Below are 15,551 nucleotides of genomic sequence, written 5' to 3' on the forward strand. Positions count from 1 at the left end.
CAGAACCTCCACTTGTAGCCCAAGTGAGAGCGCCGGCCGATCGCATGCGGCCGCGCAAAGAGCCCGGAAACGGGACGATGGAAAGGAAATAAAATGACGAAGAAAACGTCTGTAGCGAGCAGCACTGCCTATCCTGTTTTGCCCCTGCGCGACATCGTGGTCTTCCCCCATATGATCGTGCCGCTGTTCGTCGGACGGGAAAAGTCGATCCGTGCGCTTGAAGAGGTCATGGGTTCTGACAAGCAGATCATGCTGGTCACCCAAATCAACGCAAGCGATGATGATCCGGATCCTTCAGCAATTCATAATGTCGGCACGGTTGCCAATGTTCTGCAGCTCCTGAAGCTTCCCGACGGCACCGTGAAGGTTCTTGTCGAAGGCCGCGCTCGTGCCGAGATCGATGCCTATACCAGCCGCGAGGATTTCTACGAGGCGCTCGGCCATGTGCTCGAAGAGCCGCATGACGACCCGGTCGAGCTGGAAGCGCTGTCGCGCTCCGTCGTTTCGGAGTTCGAGAGCTATGTGAAGCTCAACAAGAAGATCTCGCCTGAAGTGGTCGGCGCTGCCAGCCAGATCGACGATTATTCCAAGCTCGCCGATACGGTTGCTTCGCACCTGTCGATCAAGATTACCGAAAAGCAGGAGATGCTGGAAACCACCAGCGTCAAGGCTCGCCTCGAAAAGGCCCTCGGCTTCATGGAAGGCGAGATTTCGGTCCTGCAGGTCGAAAAGCGCATCCGCTCGCGCGTCAAGCGCCAGATGGAGAAGACCCAGCGCGAATACTACCTCAATGAGCAGATGAAGGCGATCCAGAAGGAGCTCGGAGACGGCGAGGAAGGCCGCGACGAGATGGCCGAATTGGAAGAGCGCATCTCCAAGACCAAGCTTTCCAAGGAAGCGCGCGAGAAGGCCGACGCGGAGCTGAAGAAGCTGCGCCAGATGAGCCCGATGTCTGCCGAAGCAACCGTCGTCCGCAACTATCTCGACTGGCTGCTCGGCATTCCGTGGGGCAAGAAATCGAAGATCAAGTCGGACCTCAACCACGCAGAAGAGATCCTCGAAGCCGATCACTTCGGCCTGGACAAGGTCAAGGAGCGGATCGTCGAGTATCTCGCCGTGCAGGCGCGTGCAGCCAAGCTCAAGGGCCCGATCTTGTGCCTCGTCGGCCCTCCGGGCGTCGGCAAGACCTCGCTTGCGCAGTCGATTGCCAAGGCGACCGGCCGTGAGTATGTCCGCATGGCGCTCGGCGGCGTTCGCGACGAAGCCGAAATCCGCGGTCACCGCCGCACCTATATCGGCTCGATGCCCGGCAAGGTCATCCAGTCGATGAAGAAGGCGAAGAAGTCCAATCCGCTCTTCCTGCTAGACGAGATCGACAAGATGGGCATGGATTTCCGCGGCGATCCGTCCTCGGCCCTGCTCGAAGTGCTCGACCCGGCCCAGAACTCGACCTTCATGGATCACTACCTGGAAGTCGAATACGACCTGTCGGACGTGATGTTCATCACGACGGCGAATACGCTGAACATCCCGGCACCTTTGATGGACCGCATGGAGATCATCCGTATCGCCGGCTACACCGAAGACGAAAAGCGCGAAATCGCCAAGCGGCACCTGCTGCCGAAGGCCATCAAGGAACATGCGTTGCAGCCGGAGGAATTTTCGGTCAGCGACGATGCCCTGATGGCGATCAGCCAGCAATACACCCGCGAAGCAGGCGTGCGTAACTTCGAACGCGAACTTATGAAGCTCGCCCGCAAGGCGGTGACCGAGATCATCAAGGGCAAGGCGAAGTCGGTCGCCGTCACGGCTGCCAACATCGACGACTATCTGGGCGTTCCGCGCTTCCGCCACGGCGAAGCCGAGCGCGAGGATCAGGTCGGCGTGGTCACCGGTCTTGCCTGGACCGAAGTCGGCGGCGAGCTGTTGACGATCGAAGGCGTGATGATGCCGGGCAAGGGCCGCATGACGGTCACTGGCAACCTGAAGGAAGTCATGAAGGAGTCGATCTCCGCTGCGGCCTCGTACGTTCGCTCGCGCGCTGTCGATTTCGGCATCGAGCCGCCGCGCTTTGACAAGAGCGACATCCACGTGCACGTGCCGGAAGGCGCGACCCCGAAGGATGGCCCGTCGGCCGGTGTCGCCATGGCAACCGCGATCGTCTCGATCATGACCGGCATTGCGGTCAACAAGGATGTCGCCATGACCGGCGAGATCACCCTTCGCGGCCGCGTTCTGCCGATCGGCGGCCTGAAGGAAAAGCTGCTCGCAGCGCTTCGCGGCGGCATCAAGAAGGTGCTGATCCCGGAAGAAAATGCCAAGGATCTGGCGGAGATTCCGGACAACGTGAAGAACAACATGGAGATCATCCCGGTATCCCGCATGGGCGAGGTGATCAAGCATGCGCTGGTTCGCAGGCCTGAACCGATCGAATGGGATGGAACGGTTGAAACGCCGGTCATCGCGACGGTCGAGGGCCTCGATGAAACTGGTGCAGCCATCGCTCACTGAGCGCTGCCTGCCACATTTATGTCAAAATGCTGCAAAACTCGGAAAAGGCTGGCTTAAAACGCCAGCCTTTTTTGTGAAAACGTCACGGAGCCGCTTGCTTTTCCTTGATTTGCAGGGCTTTTGGGTTGCGGCGGGCCTGATGAAACTTATTCTGTGCCTAGCTTACAGATTTAAGTCGTTTCGAACCATTGAAAGGGGTGGAAACATGAACAAGAATGAACTCGTGTCCGCAGTTGCCGAAAAGGCTGGCCTCACCAAGGCTGACGCTGCTTCTGCTGTCGACGCTGTTTTCGACGTTGTCCAGGCTGAACTGAAGAAGAAGGGCGACATCCGTCTCGCCGGCTTCGGCAGCTTCACCGTTTCTCATCGCGCTGCCACCAAGGGCCGCAATCCGTCCACCGGCGCCGAAGTCAATATTCCGGCTCGCAACGTGCCGAAGTTCACGCCCGGCAAGGGCCTGAAGGATGCCGTTAACGGCTAATGAGATTTCTGGCCGCCGGATAACGAGACTGGCAGCCCAGGTTTGGAGGGGTTCGGCGAAAGCCGGACCCCTTCCCACTTTCCGCAGGTCTTGCGGGCTTTTCAAGTTTCATCTACGGGTTTTCTGTTCTCAGGGCGGGGTGAAAGTCCCCACCGGCGGTAAGGGCCTCGGCCCGAGCCCGCGAGCGCCTTCCACCCGCCCATGGGCGGGGAGGGGTCAGCAGATCCGGTGCGATGCCGGGGCCGACGGTCATAGTCCGGATGAAAGAGAATGATCGCATGCACGAAGGGCAGGGAACTGCCCGGCGGTGTTGTTGCGCTCATGCGTCCTGATTTGTGTTGGTCCTTTTTATCTTGGATGAATGACATGAATCAGACTTCCCTCACTATTTCCAAGTCGCGTGCCATGGCAGGTGCCGCCTGGATGGTGCTGGCCGGCGTGGCCTTCTCGCTCCTCAACGTCGTCACGCAATGGGCGGCGATGAAGCTTGCCTTTCCGGCAGCGTCCATTGCCTTCTGGCAATATGCCTTCGCGCTCGTCTTCTCGCTGCCGTTCCTCTACCGGGCCGGCTTCTCGGCGATGCGCACCAATTATCCTTGGCGCCATGTCGTGCGCGTTGCCTGTGCGGCGCTTGGCGTCGAAGCCTGGGTCACAGGGCTCGCCTCCGTGCCGATCTGGCAGGCGATCGCGCTGGTGATGACATCGCCGTTTTTCATCATTCTCGGTGCGCGACTCTTGCTCAGGGAACGCGTTGGTCCGGCCCGTTGGACGGCAACGATCGCCGGCTTTGCCGGTGCGATGATCATCTTGCAGCCCTGGTCGGTCAGTTTCACTTGGGCGACCCTGCTTCCGATCCTCTCGGCGCTGCTCTGGGGCGCCTCCTCGCTGATCACCAAGAATCTGACGGGCATCGAGCGACCCGAAACCATCACGGTCTGGCTGCTGGTGCTCCTGACGCCCATCAATGGCGGGCTCGCGCTGGCGGCCGGCTTCGAGGTTCCGGCGGGCGTCACGCTGGGGCTTTTCGTATTCGCCGGCCTGCTGACCGTGCTCGCGCAGTATTTTCTCACTCTTGCCTATACAGTGGCCGATGCTGCCTATGTGCAGCCCTTCGACGATCTCAAGCTGCCGCTCAACGTCTTTGCGGGTTGGCTCGTCTTCGGCTATGCGCCTAGCGGTTACCTCTGGCTCGGAGCGGCATTGATCTTTTGCGCCTCCCTCTTCATCATGCGCAACGAACTGCGCCGCGAGCAGACGACTGCATAGACAGGGCGGTGCAAAACGCGCCGCCTGTCATGTGTCTGTCATCAGCGTCCCTCAAAAATCCCCCGTTTCGACATTCGACACATGGGGGATTTCATGACCATTTCATCGCGCCAGGCAACACTGGCTGCCGTGCTTCTCGCGTCCGTTGCTTTCCCGGCCGCTGCGGAGCCTGTTTTCAATCGTATTGCGTCCTTCCCGGTTGCCGCAAACCTGCCCGCTGGCAGGGACAAGCTTTCCACGACCTCCGCCGAAATCATCACCGCCACCGATGACGGCAGGACGTTGATTTACAGCGACAGCCCGCTCGGCGCGATCGGCTTCGTCGACATCATCGATGCCAAGGCCCCGAAGGCCGGCGGCGCGCTGATGATGGACGGCGAGCCGACATCCGTTACGTCGGCAGCCGGCAAGGCGCTCGTTGCCGTCAACACCGGCAAGAGTAAGCAGAAGCCTTCCGGCCATCTGGCAATCGTCGACGTTGCCACCAAAAAGATCGAGAACACCTGCGATCTCGGCGGTCAGCCGGATTCGATCGCGCTCAACAAGGACGAGACGCTCGGCACCATCGCCATCGAAAACGAGCGCGACGAAGACGTCAACGACGGCAAGATCCCGCAGATGCCGGCAGGCGATCTCGCTATCTTCCAGGTCAAGGACGGAACGGTCGATTGCGGCACGATCAAGCACGTTGCGCTGACCGGCCTCTCGGCCGTCGCGCCGGAGGACCCGGAGCCGGAATTCGTCGCCTTCAACGGCCAGGATGAGATCGCACTGACACTGCAGGAGAACAACGAGATCGTCATCATCGACGCCAAAACCGCACAGGTGAAGACGCATTTCTCCGCGGGCAGCACGGACCTTTCCGGTATCGACACGAAGAAGGACGGGGCGCTGAAGTTTGCTGGCGAACTGAAGGGTGTTCTGCGCGAACCGGACGCTGTGAAATGGCTGGACGACAACCGTCTCGTCGTCGCCAACGAAGGCGATTATGAAGGCGGCTCGCGCGGGTTCACGATCTTCGACAAGACCGGCAAGGTTCTCTACGAATCCGGCAGCTCCTTCGAGCGCGCCGTGGCGGATCTCGGCCATTATCCGGACGGCCGCTCTTCCTCGAAGGGCGTCGAACCGGAGGGCCTGGAAGCAGCCACCTTCGGAGGCCAGCAATATTTCTTCGTGCTTGCCGAGCGCGCTTCTGTTGTCGGCGTCTACAAGGACACGGGCGCCGACCCGGAACTCTCGCAGATATTGCCATCGGGCGTTTCGCCTGAAGGCGCTGTCGCCATCCCCTCGCGCAACCTCTTTGCGACCGCCAACGAAGTCGATCTCGGCGAGGACGGCGGCCCGCGCTCGCATGTGATGATCTACGAGCTTGCCGAAGGAGAGAAGGCCTATCCGCAGATCGTCGCGGCCGAGAAGGATGGCAATCCGGTCGGCTTTGCCGCCCTTTCGGGCCTTGCTAGCGTTCCGGAAAAGCCCGGCAAGCTCTTTGCGGTCAGCGACAGCGTGCTCGGCATGCAGCCGACGATCTACACAATCGACGCGACGCAGAAGCCCGCCGTCATCACCGAGACGCTGACGGTCAAGCGTGACGGTGCTGCCGCCCAGAAGCTCGACATCGAGGGCATCGCCGTCGATGAGAAGGGCTGGTTCTGGCTCGCTTCCGAAGGCAACGGCGACAAGCTGCTGCCGCACGCGCTCTACCACGTCAATCCGAAGGGCGAGATCAAGGCCGAGGTCGCCCTGCCGAAGGAACTGACCGCCAACGAAATCCGCTACGGATTCGAAGGCGTGACGATCGTCGGCTCCGGAGATGATGCAACGTTGTGGATGGCAATTCAGCGCGAATGGAAGGACGACGAGAAGGGCTTCGTCAAGCTCGTCTCCTACAATCTGAAGAGCAAGGAATGGGGTGCCGTGCGCTACCCGCTCGACAAGTCTGAAAACGGCTGGGTCGGTCTTTCGGAAATCTCTGCCCATGGCGACAGCGTCTATGTCATCGAGCGCGACAACCTCGTGGGCGATCAAGCGAAATTGAAGAAGCTCTATAAGGTGGCGATCGCCGATCTCAAGCCCGCCAAGCTCGGCGGCGAGCTGCCGGCCGTCGAGAAGACCGAAGCCTACGACTTCGTCAACGAGCTGAAGACGGCCACCAACGGCTACGTGCTCGACAAGATCGAAGGCTTCACCTTCGACGCCGGCGGCAAGGCCTATGCCGTCACCGACAACGACGGGGTCAGCAACTCCTCAGGTGAAACCCTGTTCTTCCCGGTCAACCTGGCCGGCACGAACTGAGGTCCCAGAACTGAAAGGAAATGGCCGGGTCAAACCCGGCCATTTTTGGTTCTGAAAGGATACGCTTACCAGCGCTGATGCACATGTGGTGCAATCAGCCGCTCGTAGATCTCGCGGGTCGCGTCCATCACGTCGTGGGAGAGCGGCGCGAGATCGGCGGCCGCTGCGTTGGCCCTTGCCTGTTCGGCGTTGCGCGCGCCGGGGATGACCACGGTTACGGCATCGTTCATCAGAATCCAGCGTAGCGCAAAGGCTGCCATGGAGGCGCCCTGCGGCACCAGCTTGCGCACCTGGTCGACCGCTTGCAGACCGACCTCGAAGGGAACGCCCGCGAAGGTCTCGCCGACATCGAAGGCCTCGCCGTGGCGGTTGAAATTGCGGTGGTCGTCGCTTGCGAACTTGGTGTCGCGGGTGATCTTGCCGGAGAGTAGGCCACTTGCGAGCGGCACGCGGGCAATCACGGCGACGTTCCTGCGGCGGGCTTCCTGGAAGAACAGGCGATCGGGGCGCTGACGGAAGATGTTGTAGATGATCTGGATGCTTTCAACGCCCGGAAACTCGATCGCTTTCAAGCCTTCCTCCACCGTCGAAACGCTGACGCCATAGCCCTTGATCTTGCCGGCCTTCTGCAGCTCGTTGAGACCTTCGAAGACTTCCGAACGGTAAAGCACCTCCGTCGGCGGGCAGTGGAGTTGGACGAGGTCGAGACTGTCGACCTGCAGGTTCTTCAGGCTGCGGTCGATGAAGCCTTCGAGATTGGCCTTGGTATAGCCGCCGGCAACATGGGGGTTCAGCCTTCGGCCGGCTTTGGTGGCGACCATCGGGCGCGTGCCGCCACGGCTCTTCAGCACGTCGGCGACGATCTTTTCCGATCGGCCGTCGCCATAAACGTCCGCTGTGTCGATGAAGGTGATGCCGGCGTCGAGCGCCGCATTGAGGGCCGCCCGGCCGTCAGCCTCGCTGACATCGCCCCAGGAACCGCCTATCTGCCATGCGCCGAACCCGACATTGGTGACTGAAAACGGCATGCGGCCGAAAGAATGCTGTTTCATGGGAATCCTCCATTCGTGATGAAATGCTCGCACGGCGACTATCAGCCAGGCCCCGGGCGGACAAGCGCCTGCAGGGGGAAATAGGGCGCAGACGTTGCTTATTCGAGAACGGTGCCGGTTGGGGCATATCTTCCCGCTCCACTTCAAATGGGTCGACCGACGACCTACTTTCTGTGAGGGACGCGCCCGATCAAACAACGAAGAGGCAATAGCATGGAAATCAAGACAGCCGGTTCCCGGCCATCGGCGAAGGCTTCGGCGGACTATTTCGCTGGCACCGTGCGGCTTGATCCGTTGATCGAAGCGCCCGATCCGGCCCGCGTGAGGGTCGTGCACGTGACATTCGAGCCGGGAGCGCGTACCGCATGGCACACGCATCCTCTGGGCCAGACGCTGATCGTCACGTCCGGCAAGGGGCTTGTGCAGAGCTGGGGCGGCGAAATCCGCGAAATCCGGCCGGGCGACACCGTCTGGTTCGCAGCCGGCGAAAAGCACTGGCATGGCGCAGCCCCGGAAACGGCGATGACGCATATCGCGATCCAGGAATCATTGAATGGCAGCGTCGCCGACTGGATGGAGCAGGTAAGCGACGAGCAATATGCCGGAAAGGCCTGAAGCGGCGTCAGACGCGAGAAAATGCGTCGGAAGTCCTCTCAACGCTCAGCTCTTGTGCGGCGGCTGGACTTCGCCTTGAAAACAATTTCCGGACTGTCATGGTTTTGTCTCCAAACCTGCTTGACACTCAAATGCGAACCCCTTAGTTAGCCGCTCATCGAAGCGGCCTGTCCGTTTTGACAAGGATGCGAAAGCTCCGGATGACTTGAAATGAAGTGCGGGTGTAGCTCAGTCGGTTAGAGTGCCGGCCTGTCACGCCGGAGGTCGCGGGTTCGAGCCCCGTCACTCGCGCCATTTTAAGATGTGCCGCAAGGCGCATTCCGGCCTTTCCTTCAAGATGCGCGGGTGTAGCTCAGTCGGTTAGAGTGCCGGCCTGTCACGCCGGAGGTCGCGGGTTCGAGCCCCGTCACTCGCGCCATTCTTTTCTCCGAGCCATGCAGTTTTTGGTTGGCTGCCATGCAACCTCTCGCAACTTGTGCGTATTTGTCGCGACATCGTTGCATCTGCTTGATAATGTCGCATCCTCACAGGTGGAATTGGCTTTCTAAAAGCCTTGCGCCATGGCTCCGGCTGCGCTAACCACGGCTTGTTGCAACGCACGTTCGCTTGCCGGGCATTTGCCCGTTGCGCTGCCTGGCGCATTCGGCAAGCAGGGATGAACATGATGACTGAACTGCTCAGTTCCTATATTCCGATCGCTATCTTCATCGGCATTGCCCTCGTCATCGGCCTGGCGCTTCTGATCGCGCCGTTTGCCGTGGCCTTCAAGGCACCCGATTCGGAAAAGCTTTCCGCATACGAATGCGGCTTCAACGCCTTCGACGATGCTCGCATGAAATTCGACATCCGCTTCTATCTCGTGTCGATCCTCTTCATCATCTTCGACCTCGAGGTCGCCTTCCTCTTCCCCTGGGCGGTTTCCTTTGGCGCCATCGGCTGGTTCGGCTTCTGGTCCATGATGGTCTTCCTGCTCGTGCTCACCGTCGGCTTTATCTATGAATGGAAGAAGGGAGCCCTGGAATGGCAGTGACCCCCTCAAGCAATCGCACGCTCGTGGCGCCGCAGCCGAAGGGGATCATCGATCCCGCAACCGGCAAGCCGATCGGCAGCAACGACGCGTTCTTCGGCGACATCAACAACGAGCTGGCCGACAAGGGTTTTCTCGTCACCTCGACCGACGAACTGATCAACTGGGCGCGTACCGGCTCGCTAATGTGGATGACCTTCGGTCTCGCCTGCTGCGCCGTCGAGATGATGCAGCTGTCGATGCCGCGTTACGACGTCGAGCGTTTCGGCTTTGCGCCGCGCGCTTCGCCGCGTCAGTCGGACGTGATGATTGTTGCTGGCACGCTCACCAACAAGATGGCGCCCGCGCTCCGTAAGGTCTATGACCAGATGCCTGAGCCGCGTTACGTGATCTCGATGGGCTCCTGCGCCAATGGCGGCGGCTACTATCACTATTCTTATTCGGTGGTGCGCGGCTGCGACCGCGTCGTGCCGATCGACATCTACGTGCCGGGCTGTCCCCCCACAGCGGAGGCGCTGCTTTACGGCGTGCTTCTGCTGCAGAAGAAGATCCGGCGCACCGGCACGATCGAGCGGTAAGGGTTAAGGACAAGACATATGAGCGAAGCCCTCACTGAGCTTTCGTCCCATCTCTCGGAAGCGCGTGGCAGCCTGATTGCCGCGACGCAACTGAAATTCGGCGAGCTGACACTGACGACGACGGGCGAAAACCTGATCGCGCTTCTGGCGTTCCTGCGCGATGACGCCAAGTGCGGTTTCATCAACCTGACGGACATCTGCGGCGTCGATTGGCCGCAGCGCGAAAAGCGTTTCGACGTTGTGTATCATCTTTTGTCGCCGAAGCAGAACCTGCGCATCCGCGTGAAGGTCGCGACCGACGAGGATACGCCGGTTCCGTCGGCCTGCGCGGTCTATCCCGGCGCCGACTGGTTCGAGCGCGAGACCTGGGACATGTACGGCGTTCTCTTCACAGGCCACCCGGATCTCCGCCGCATCTTGACCGACTACGGTTTCGAAGGACATCCACTTCGCAAGGACTTTCCGACGACCGGCTTCGTCGAAGTCCGTTACGACGATGCGGCAAAGCGGGTCGTTTACGAACCGGTGGAACTGAAGCAGGAATTCCGCAACTTCGACTTCATGTCGCCTTGGGAGGGCACCGAATACGTGCTGCCGGGCGATGAGAAGGCGAAGCAGTAGAAGCGAATAGTGAACAGCGACGAGTTGGGAAGGGGTTGCAGACGGTAAACTCCAACAAGGATCTCAAGGTCTGGCAGTTGGCGATCGATCTCGCGGTGGACTGCCATCGGATGACCAAGGATCTTCCCAAGGTGGAGATTTGACGGTCTGATGACCCAGATACGCAGGGCAGCAAATTCGATTGCTGCCAATATTGCTGAAGGGCACGGACGTGAAGTCACTGGAAGCTTTATTCGATATCTGCGCATGTCCCAGGTTCGTTGAAGGAATTGGAAACAGATATTCATTTCTCACCGCGTCGGTTGATCGGCGAGATTGCGTTCAGGCAGATGACCGAAAAGTGCGACGAGATCAGACGGATGATCAGGGCGCTGATACGGAGTCTCCAGGAGAAACAATGAAACGGAACGAAACTATTCGCTATTCGCCATTCGCCATTCGCCTAACCAGCGGCGCGTTTGGCTTGGAGTTTGCAGTATGACCGAACATAACGTCCGCAACTTCAACATCAATTTCGGGCCACAGCATCCGGCGGCGCACGGCGTTCTTCGTCTTGTCCTGGAGCTTGACGGCGAAATTGTGGAGCGCGTCGATCCGCATATCGGCCTGCTGCATCGCGGCACCGAGAAGCTGATCGAAACCAAGACCTATCTGCAGGCCGTTCCTTATTTCGACCGCCTCGATTATGTGGCGCCGATGAACCAGGAACATGCCTATGCGCTGGCCGTCGAGAAGCTGCTCGGCATCGAAATCCCGATTCGCGGTCAGCTGATCCGCGTTCTTTATTCGGAAATCGGCCGTATCCTGTCGCATCTCCTCAACGTCACGACCCAGGCCATGGACGTCGGCGCTCTGACGCCGCCGCTCTGGGGCTTCGAAGAGCGCGAAAAGCTGATGGTGTTTTATGAGCGCGCTTCCGGCTCGCGCATGCATGCGGCTTATTTCCGTCCAGGCGGCGTCCATCAGGATCTGCCGGAAAAGCTCGTTCAGGATATCGGCGACTGGTGCGATCCGTTCCTGAAGGCGTTGGACGACATCGACGATCTTTTGACCGGCAACCGCATCTTCAAGCAGCGTAACGTCGATATCGGCGTGGTATCGCTGGAAGACTGCTGGGCTTGGGGCTTCTCGGGCGTCATGGTCCGCGGTTCGGGTGCTGCCTGGGACCTGCGCCGTGCGCAGCCTTACGAGTGCTATTCCGATCTCGAGTTCGATATCCCGATCGGCAAGAATGGCGACTGCTATGACCGTTACCTGATCCGCATGATTGAAATGCGTGAATCGGTCCGCATCATGAAGCAGTGCGTGAACCGCCTGCTTGGCGATGCCAGCACTGGACCGTTCTCTTCGGTCGACGGCAAGGTGGTGCCGCCGAAGCGCGGCGAGATGAAGCGCTCGATGGAAGCTCTGATCCACCACTTCAAGCTCTATACCGAAGGCTACCACGTTCCGGCCGGTGAAGTTTACGCCGCAGTCGAGGCGCCGAAGGGCGAGTTCGGCGTCTATCTCGTCTCCGACGGCTCCAACAAGCCGTATCGCTGCAAGATCAAGGCTCCGGGCTATGCCCACCTTCAGGCGATGGATTTCATGTGCCGCGGCCATCAGTTGGCTGACGTCGCTGCCATTCTCGGCTCGCTCGACATCGTGTTCGGCGAGGTGGACCGCTGATGCAGCTTGCCGCGCTTTCAGCAGCCGTTTTCCTCATGGCATCCGGAGCGTTCGCTCAGGATAATCAGGGATTCGGCCAGAAGCTGGGCGCGCAGGATGTAGCGCCTCCGGGCGGCCAGGCCTCCATGGGCGAGCTATTGTCCCGGGGCTATGAAATCAAGGCTGCCGTTCCGAACGGCAACAAGTTCGTTGTGTTTATGCAGAAAGACCAGTCGGCCTATGCTTGCGAGATGCAGTCTCTGACAGCCTCGCGGTGTGGGACCCTAAACTGACAAGGCGTGAGGAAGAATGTCCGTTCGTCGACTAGCCGAAGATCAATTCCAGCCTGCCGCATTCGCCTTCAATGACGAAAACGCGGTTTGGGCGGACAAAACGATCAAGAAATATCCCGCAGGCCGTCAGCAGTCGGCGGTCATCCCGCTGTTGATGCGGGCGCAGGAGCAGGACGGCTGGGTCACCCGCGCGGCGATCGAGAAAGTCGCCGACATGCTGGACATGGCCTATATCCGTGTCCTCGAAGTCGCGACCTTCTACACCCAGTTCCAGCTGGGTCCGGTCGGAACGCGCGCGCACGTCCAGGTCTGCGGCACGACGCCCTGCATGCTGCGCGGCTCTGAAGGCCTGATGAAGGTCTGCAAGAGCAAGATCCACGATCACCCGTTCGAGCGCAATGCCGAAGGCACGCTCTCCTGGGAAGAGGTCGAATGTCTCGGGGCCTGCGTTAACGCACCGATGGTGATGATCGGCAAGGACACGTACGAAGACCTGACGCCGGAGCGCCTCGAAGAGATCATCGACACGTTCAATGCCGGCGATGGGGCGAGCATCAAGCCCGGCCCGCAGATCGACCGTCATTTTTCCTCGCCCGAAGGCGGTCCGACGACGCTTCTGGCGCCGGATCCCAAGCCGAAGGCTTCCGCAAAGAAGGCCGTCGGCGATGCCGTCAGCCTTCCGCCTTCCGAGGCCGGCCGTCCAAAGAGCGGTGACGCTGAAACCAATCCGGCGCTGAAGACGCCCCATACGGCGCCGAAGGCCGCGGCCAAGAATGTCAAGGACGTCGAGGCAGCGCCGCTGCCTGCACCGGCCGAAAAGCCTGCAAGGGCAGCCGCTGCTCCGGCCGTGAGCAAGCCGGCCCTGACCGACAAGAACCGGCCGGTCGGCATCGAAAAGCCGACAGCTCCGGACGATCTCAAGCTGATCTCGGGCGTCGGTCCGAAGATCGAGGCCATTTTGAACGAACTCGGCATCTTCACCTACGCGCAGGTCGCAGGCTGGAAGAAGGCTGAACGCGAGTGGGTCGATGGATACTTGAATTTCAAGGGCCGCATCGAGCGCGACGACTGGGCCAAGCAGGCCAAGGCGCTCGCCAAGGGCGGCGAAGCGGAATATATCAAGGTCTTTGGCAAGAAGCCGCGGTAAGAGGTGTGAAGCATGTTACAAGATAAAGACCGCATCTTTACCAACATCTACGGCCTTAAGGACAAGTCCCTGAAAGGCGCGATGAGCCGCGGCCACTGGGACGGCACCAAGCAGATCCTCGAAAAGGGCCGCGACTGGATCGTCAACGAGATGAAGGCGTCCGGCCTTCGCGGCCGTGGCGGCGCAGGTTTCCCGACCGGTCTGAAATGGTCCTTCATGCCGAAGGAAAGCGATGGCCGGCCGCACTATCTCGTCGTCAATGCCGACGAGTCGGAGCCCGGCACCTGCAAGGACCGCGACATCATGCGCCACGATCCGCATACGCTGATCGAAGGCTGCGTGGTTGCAAGCTTCGCCATGGGCGCGCACGCCGCCTACATCTATGTCCGCGGCGAATATATCCGTGAGCGTGAGGCACTACAGGCGGCGATCGACGAATGCTATGATGCCGGCCTGCTCGGCAAGAACAACAAGCTCGGCTGGGACATGGAAATTTATGTCCATCACGGCGCTGGCGCTTACATCTGCGGCGAAGAAACCGCCCTGCTCGAAAGCCTTGAGGGCAAGAAGGGGCAGCCGCGCCTGAAGCCGCCGTTCCCGGCCAATATGGGTCTCTACGGCTGCCCGACGACGGTCAACAACGTCGAGTCGATCGCCGTTGCCCCGACGATCCTTCGCCGCGGCGCGGGCTGGTTCTCCTCGATCGGCCGTCCGAACAATGTCGGCACCAAACTTTTCATGCTCTCCGGCCACGTCAACAAGCCGTGCACCGTCGAAGAGGAAATGGGCATTACTTTCCGCGAGCTTGTCGATCGTCACGCCGGTGGCATTCGCGGCGGCTGGGACAACCTGCTCGCCGTCATTCCTGGCGGCGCCTCGTGCCCGATCGTGCCCGCCAAGGACATCATCGATTGCCCGATGGATTTCGACGGTCTGCGCGCTGTCGGTTCGTCCTTCGGCACGGCCGCCGCGATCGTCATGGACAAGTCCACGGACGTCATCAAGGCGATCGCCCGCATCTCGGCTTTCTTCAAGCATGAGAGCTGCGGCCAGTGCACGCCGTGCCGCGAAGGCACCGGCTGGATGTGGCGCGTGATGGAGCGTATGGCCAAGGGCAATGCCCACAAGCGCGAGATCGACATGCTCTTCCAGGTCACCAAGCAGATCGAAGGCCACACCATCTGTGCGCTCGGCGATGCTGCCGCATGGCCGGTGCAGGGTCTGATCCGTAACTTTCGTCCGGAGATCGAAGCGCGCATCGATCAGTACACGGCGAGCGCCATGGATCATGGTGCGGTTCTCGAGGCAGCGGAGTAGGAAGATGACGAAGGCATCTGGTAGCACAGGGAAGGATGGAGTGGCCGATTTCCCGGCGGACTTCGGCCGTCTTGCAGGCGAGATGCTGGAGCGGGCTCTGCCGATGCATCCGCTGATGGCGCCGCCCGTCGCGGCGATGGCTGCGGCAACTGCGATCGGCTTTGGTTTCTCGACGCAGCTTGCTGGCGCTTTCTTCGGCGCTCTGCAGGGTGTGTTCGAGGAGACCAACAGGCTGGCGGAAGCCCTTGACGACACGCCGCCGGAAGAACCAAAGCCGCAAGTGCGCATCAAGCCGGAGAATATCCGGCAGGCAGCGTTGGAGAAGGCCAAGCTTTCGATTGTCGGCGCAACTGGATCAAAGCCTACGGCACCGAAGAAGCCGGCGGCACGCGCGAAGAAGGCAGACGACCTGAAGCTGATTGCCGGCATCGGTCCGAAGCTCGAGCAGGTGCTGAATGCGAAGGGAATTCGGACCTTCGCCGAGATTGCCGCCTGGACGGATGCGGAAATCGCAAAACTCGACGCCGAACTTGGTTTCAACGGCCGCGTCGTTCGCGACGATTGGACCGGTCAGGCGAAGGCGCTTTGTGCGAAGGGCCGGAAGCGGACGTGATCTTTTCGGCTGACCCAAGCAGCCGGAGGGGAATGGCGAAGCGGCAAGCGGGCGGGGCCTGCGAACTGCGCGCCGATCGGGTTTCGGGTTT

16 protein-coding genes, 2 tRNA genes and 1 riboswitch are annotated in these 15,551 nt (G+C 60.5%); of the genes, 17 read left to right on the top strand and 1 reads right to left on the bottom strand.

Annotation, left to right across the window (positions count from 1 at the left end; translation table 11 throughout):
* Positions 1–93 precede the first annotated feature (93 nt).
* From lon to ACW4PC_RS02705, 4 genes are all read left to right on the top strand, one after another.
* Entirely contained in the window at positions 94–2,511 is a 2,418-nt protein-coding gene (gene lon, locus ACW4PC_RS02690) for an endopeptidase La (RefSeq protein ID WP_455872742.1), read from the top strand.
* A gap of 205 nt (positions 2,512–2,716) precedes the next feature.
* Positions 2,717–2,992, top strand: coding sequence for a DNA-binding protein HupB (gene hupB / locus ACW4PC_RS02695; RefSeq protein ID WP_028739578.1), 276 nt, complete (start codon positions 2,717–2,719; stop codon positions 2,990–2,992).
* Positions 2,993–3,113: 121 nt separating this feature from the next.
* A riboswitch (FMN riboswitch) is annotated at positions 3,114–3,268 on the top strand.
* An 81-nt stretch (positions 3,269–3,349) separates the two neighbouring features.
* The gene (locus tag ACW4PC_RS02700) at positions 3,350–4,258 is read left to right on the top strand and encodes a DMT family transporter (RefSeq protein WP_455872743.1); all 909 of its coding nucleotides are present in this window, start codon (positions 3,350–3,352) and stop codon (positions 4,256–4,258) included.
* 81 nt (positions 4,259–4,339) lie between these two features.
* Positions 4,340–6,550: an esterase-like activity of phytase family protein gene (locus ACW4PC_RS02705; RefSeq protein WP_455872744.1), complete on the top strand. Its 2,211-nt coding sequence runs from the start codon at positions 4,340–4,342 to the stop codon at positions 6,548–6,550.
* Positions 6,551–6,615: 65 nt separating this feature from the next.
* Here ACW4PC_RS02705 and ACW4PC_RS02710 read toward each other — a convergent pair whose 3' ends face one another.
* Positions 6,616–7,602 (bottom strand): aldo/keto reductase, encoded by a 987-nt coding sequence (locus tag ACW4PC_RS02710; RefSeq protein ID WP_455872745.1) that lies wholly within the window; start codon positions 7,600–7,602, stop codon positions 6,616–6,618.
* A gap of 213 nt (positions 7,603–7,815) precedes the next feature.
* Here ACW4PC_RS02710 and ACW4PC_RS02715 point away from each other — a divergent pair, with 213 nt between their 5' ends.
* The 13 genes from ACW4PC_RS02715 (at position 7,816) to ACW4PC_RS02775 (ending at position 15,460) form a co-directional block, all read left to right on the top strand.
* Positions 7,816–8,217: a (R)-mandelonitrile lyase gene (locus ACW4PC_RS02715; RefSeq protein WP_039844554.1), complete on the top strand. Its 402-nt coding sequence runs from the start codon at positions 7,816–7,818 to the stop codon at positions 8,215–8,217.
* Positions 8,218–8,434: 217 nt separating this feature from the next.
* Positions 8,435–8,511: transfer RNA gene (locus ACW4PC_RS02720), tRNA-Asp, on the top strand.
* A 47-nt stretch (positions 8,512–8,558) separates the two neighbouring features.
* Positions 8,559–8,635, top strand: a tRNA-Asp gene (locus tag ACW4PC_RS02725).
* Positions 8,636–8,881: 246 nt separating this feature from the next.
* Positions 8,882–9,247, top strand: coding sequence for an NADH-quinone oxidoreductase subunit A (locus tag ACW4PC_RS02730; RefSeq protein ID WP_028739579.1), 366 nt, complete (start codon positions 8,882–8,884; stop codon positions 9,245–9,247).
* Complete coding sequence (locus ACW4PC_RS02735) at positions 9,238–9,822, top strand: NuoB/complex I 20 kDa subunit family protein (RefSeq protein ID WP_455872746.1); 585 nt, start codon at positions 9,238–9,240, stop codon at positions 9,820–9,822. The genes ACW4PC_RS02730 and ACW4PC_RS02735 overlap by 10 nt, the downstream gene beginning before the upstream one ends.
* Positions 9,823–9,840: 18 nt before the next feature.
* Positions 9,841–10,443, top strand: a complete 603-nt coding sequence (locus tag ACW4PC_RS02740) for an NADH-quinone oxidoreductase subunit C (protein WP_039844556.1) — start codon at positions 9,841–9,843, stop codon at positions 10,441–10,443.
* 35 nt (positions 10,444–10,478) lie between these two features.
* Positions 10,479–10,586: a four helix bundle protein gene (locus ACW4PC_RS02745; protein WP_455872747.1), complete on the top strand. Its 108-nt coding sequence runs from the start codon at positions 10,479–10,481 to the stop codon at positions 10,584–10,586.
* A gap of 7 nt (positions 10,587–10,593) precedes the next feature.
* Positions 10,594–10,707, top strand: a complete 114-nt coding sequence (locus tag ACW4PC_RS02750; RefSeq protein ID WP_455872748.1) for a four helix bundle protein — start codon at positions 10,594–10,596, stop codon at positions 10,705–10,707.
* Positions 10,708–10,920: 213 nt separating this feature from the next.
* Positions 10,921–12,111 carry an NADH-quinone oxidoreductase subunit D gene (locus ACW4PC_RS02755; RefSeq protein WP_022714819.1) on the top strand — a complete coding sequence of 397 codons (1,191 nt, stop codon included), beginning with the start codon at positions 10,921–10,923 and terminating at the stop codon, positions 12,109–12,111.
* Complete coding sequence (locus ACW4PC_RS02760; protein WP_194729407.1) at positions 12,111–12,383, top strand: hypothetical protein; 273 nt, start codon at positions 12,111–12,113, stop codon at positions 12,381–12,383. The genes ACW4PC_RS02755 and ACW4PC_RS02760 overlap by 1 nt, the downstream gene beginning before the upstream one ends.
* A gap of 16 nt (positions 12,384–12,399) precedes the next feature.
* Positions 12,400–13,530 carry an NADH-quinone oxidoreductase subunit E gene (locus tag ACW4PC_RS02765; RefSeq protein WP_455872749.1) on the top strand — a complete coding sequence of 377 codons (1,131 nt, stop codon included), beginning with the start codon at positions 12,400–12,402 and terminating at the stop codon, positions 13,528–13,530.
* Between the two features lie 12 nt (positions 13,531–13,542).
* A complete protein-coding gene (gene nuoF, locus ACW4PC_RS02770) occupies positions 13,543–14,847 on the top strand; it encodes an NADH-quinone oxidoreductase subunit NuoF (protein WP_455872750.1) in 1,305 nt (434 codons plus the stop codon).
* Positions 14,848–14,851: 4 nt separating this feature from the next.
* Entirely contained in the window at positions 14,852–15,460 is a 609-nt protein-coding gene (locus ACW4PC_RS02775) for a 5' DNA nuclease (protein ID WP_455872751.1), read from the top strand.
* Positions 15,461–15,551: the final 91 nt, after the last annotated feature.

The sequence above is a fragment of the Rhizobium yanglingense genome (genome assembly GCF_977109285.1).

Bases quoted from the DNA above. Each gene is read 5' to 3' on its own strand.
- lon (WP_455872742.1), top strand. From the start codon at position 94: ATGACGAAGAAAACGTCTGTAGCGAGCAGCACTGCCTATCCTGTTTTG.
- hupB (WP_028739578.1), top strand. From the start codon at position 2,717: ATGAACAAGAATGAACTCGTGTCCGCAGTTGCCGAAAAGGCTGGCCTC.
- ACW4PC_RS02700 (WP_455872743.1), top strand. From the start codon at position 3,350: ATGAATGACATGAATCAGACTTCCCTCACTATTTCCAAGTCGCGTGCC.
- ACW4PC_RS02705 (WP_455872744.1), top strand. From the start codon at position 4,340: ATGGGGGATTTCATGACCATTTCATCGCGCCAGGCAACACTGGCTGCC.
- ACW4PC_RS02710 (WP_455872745.1), bottom strand. From the start codon at position 7,602: ATGAAACAGCATTCTTTCGGCCGCATGCCGTTTTCAGTCACCAATGTC.
- ACW4PC_RS02715 (WP_039844554.1), top strand. From the start codon at position 7,816: ATGGAAATCAAGACAGCCGGTTCCCGGCCATCGGCGAAGGCTTCGGCG.
- ACW4PC_RS02730 (WP_028739579.1), top strand. From the start codon at position 8,882: ATGACTGAACTGCTCAGTTCCTATATTCCGATCGCTATCTTCATCGGC.
- ACW4PC_RS02735 (WP_455872746.1), top strand. From the start codon at position 9,238: ATGGCAGTGACCCCCTCAAGCAATCGCACGCTCGTGGCGCCGCAGCCG.
- ACW4PC_RS02740 (WP_039844556.1), top strand. From the start codon at position 9,841: ATGAGCGAAGCCCTCACTGAGCTTTCGTCCCATCTCTCGGAAGCGCGT.
- ACW4PC_RS02750 (WP_455872748.1), top strand. From the start codon at position 10,594: ATGACCCAGATACGCAGGGCAGCAAATTCGATTGCTGCCAATATTGCT.
- ACW4PC_RS02755 (WP_022714819.1), top strand. From the start codon at position 10,921: ATGACCGAACATAACGTCCGCAACTTCAACATCAATTTCGGGCCACAG.
- ACW4PC_RS02760 (WP_194729407.1), top strand. From the start codon at position 12,111: ATGCAGCTTGCCGCGCTTTCAGCAGCCGTTTTCCTCATGGCATCCGGA.
- ACW4PC_RS02765 (WP_455872749.1), top strand. From the start codon at position 12,400: ATGTCCGTTCGTCGACTAGCCGAAGATCAATTCCAGCCTGCCGCATTC.
- nuoF (WP_455872750.1), top strand. From the start codon at position 13,543: ATGTTACAAGATAAAGACCGCATCTTTACCAACATCTACGGCCTTAAG.
- ACW4PC_RS02775 (WP_455872751.1), top strand. From the start codon at position 14,852: ATGACGAAGGCATCTGGTAGCACAGGGAAGGATGGAGTGGCCGATTTC.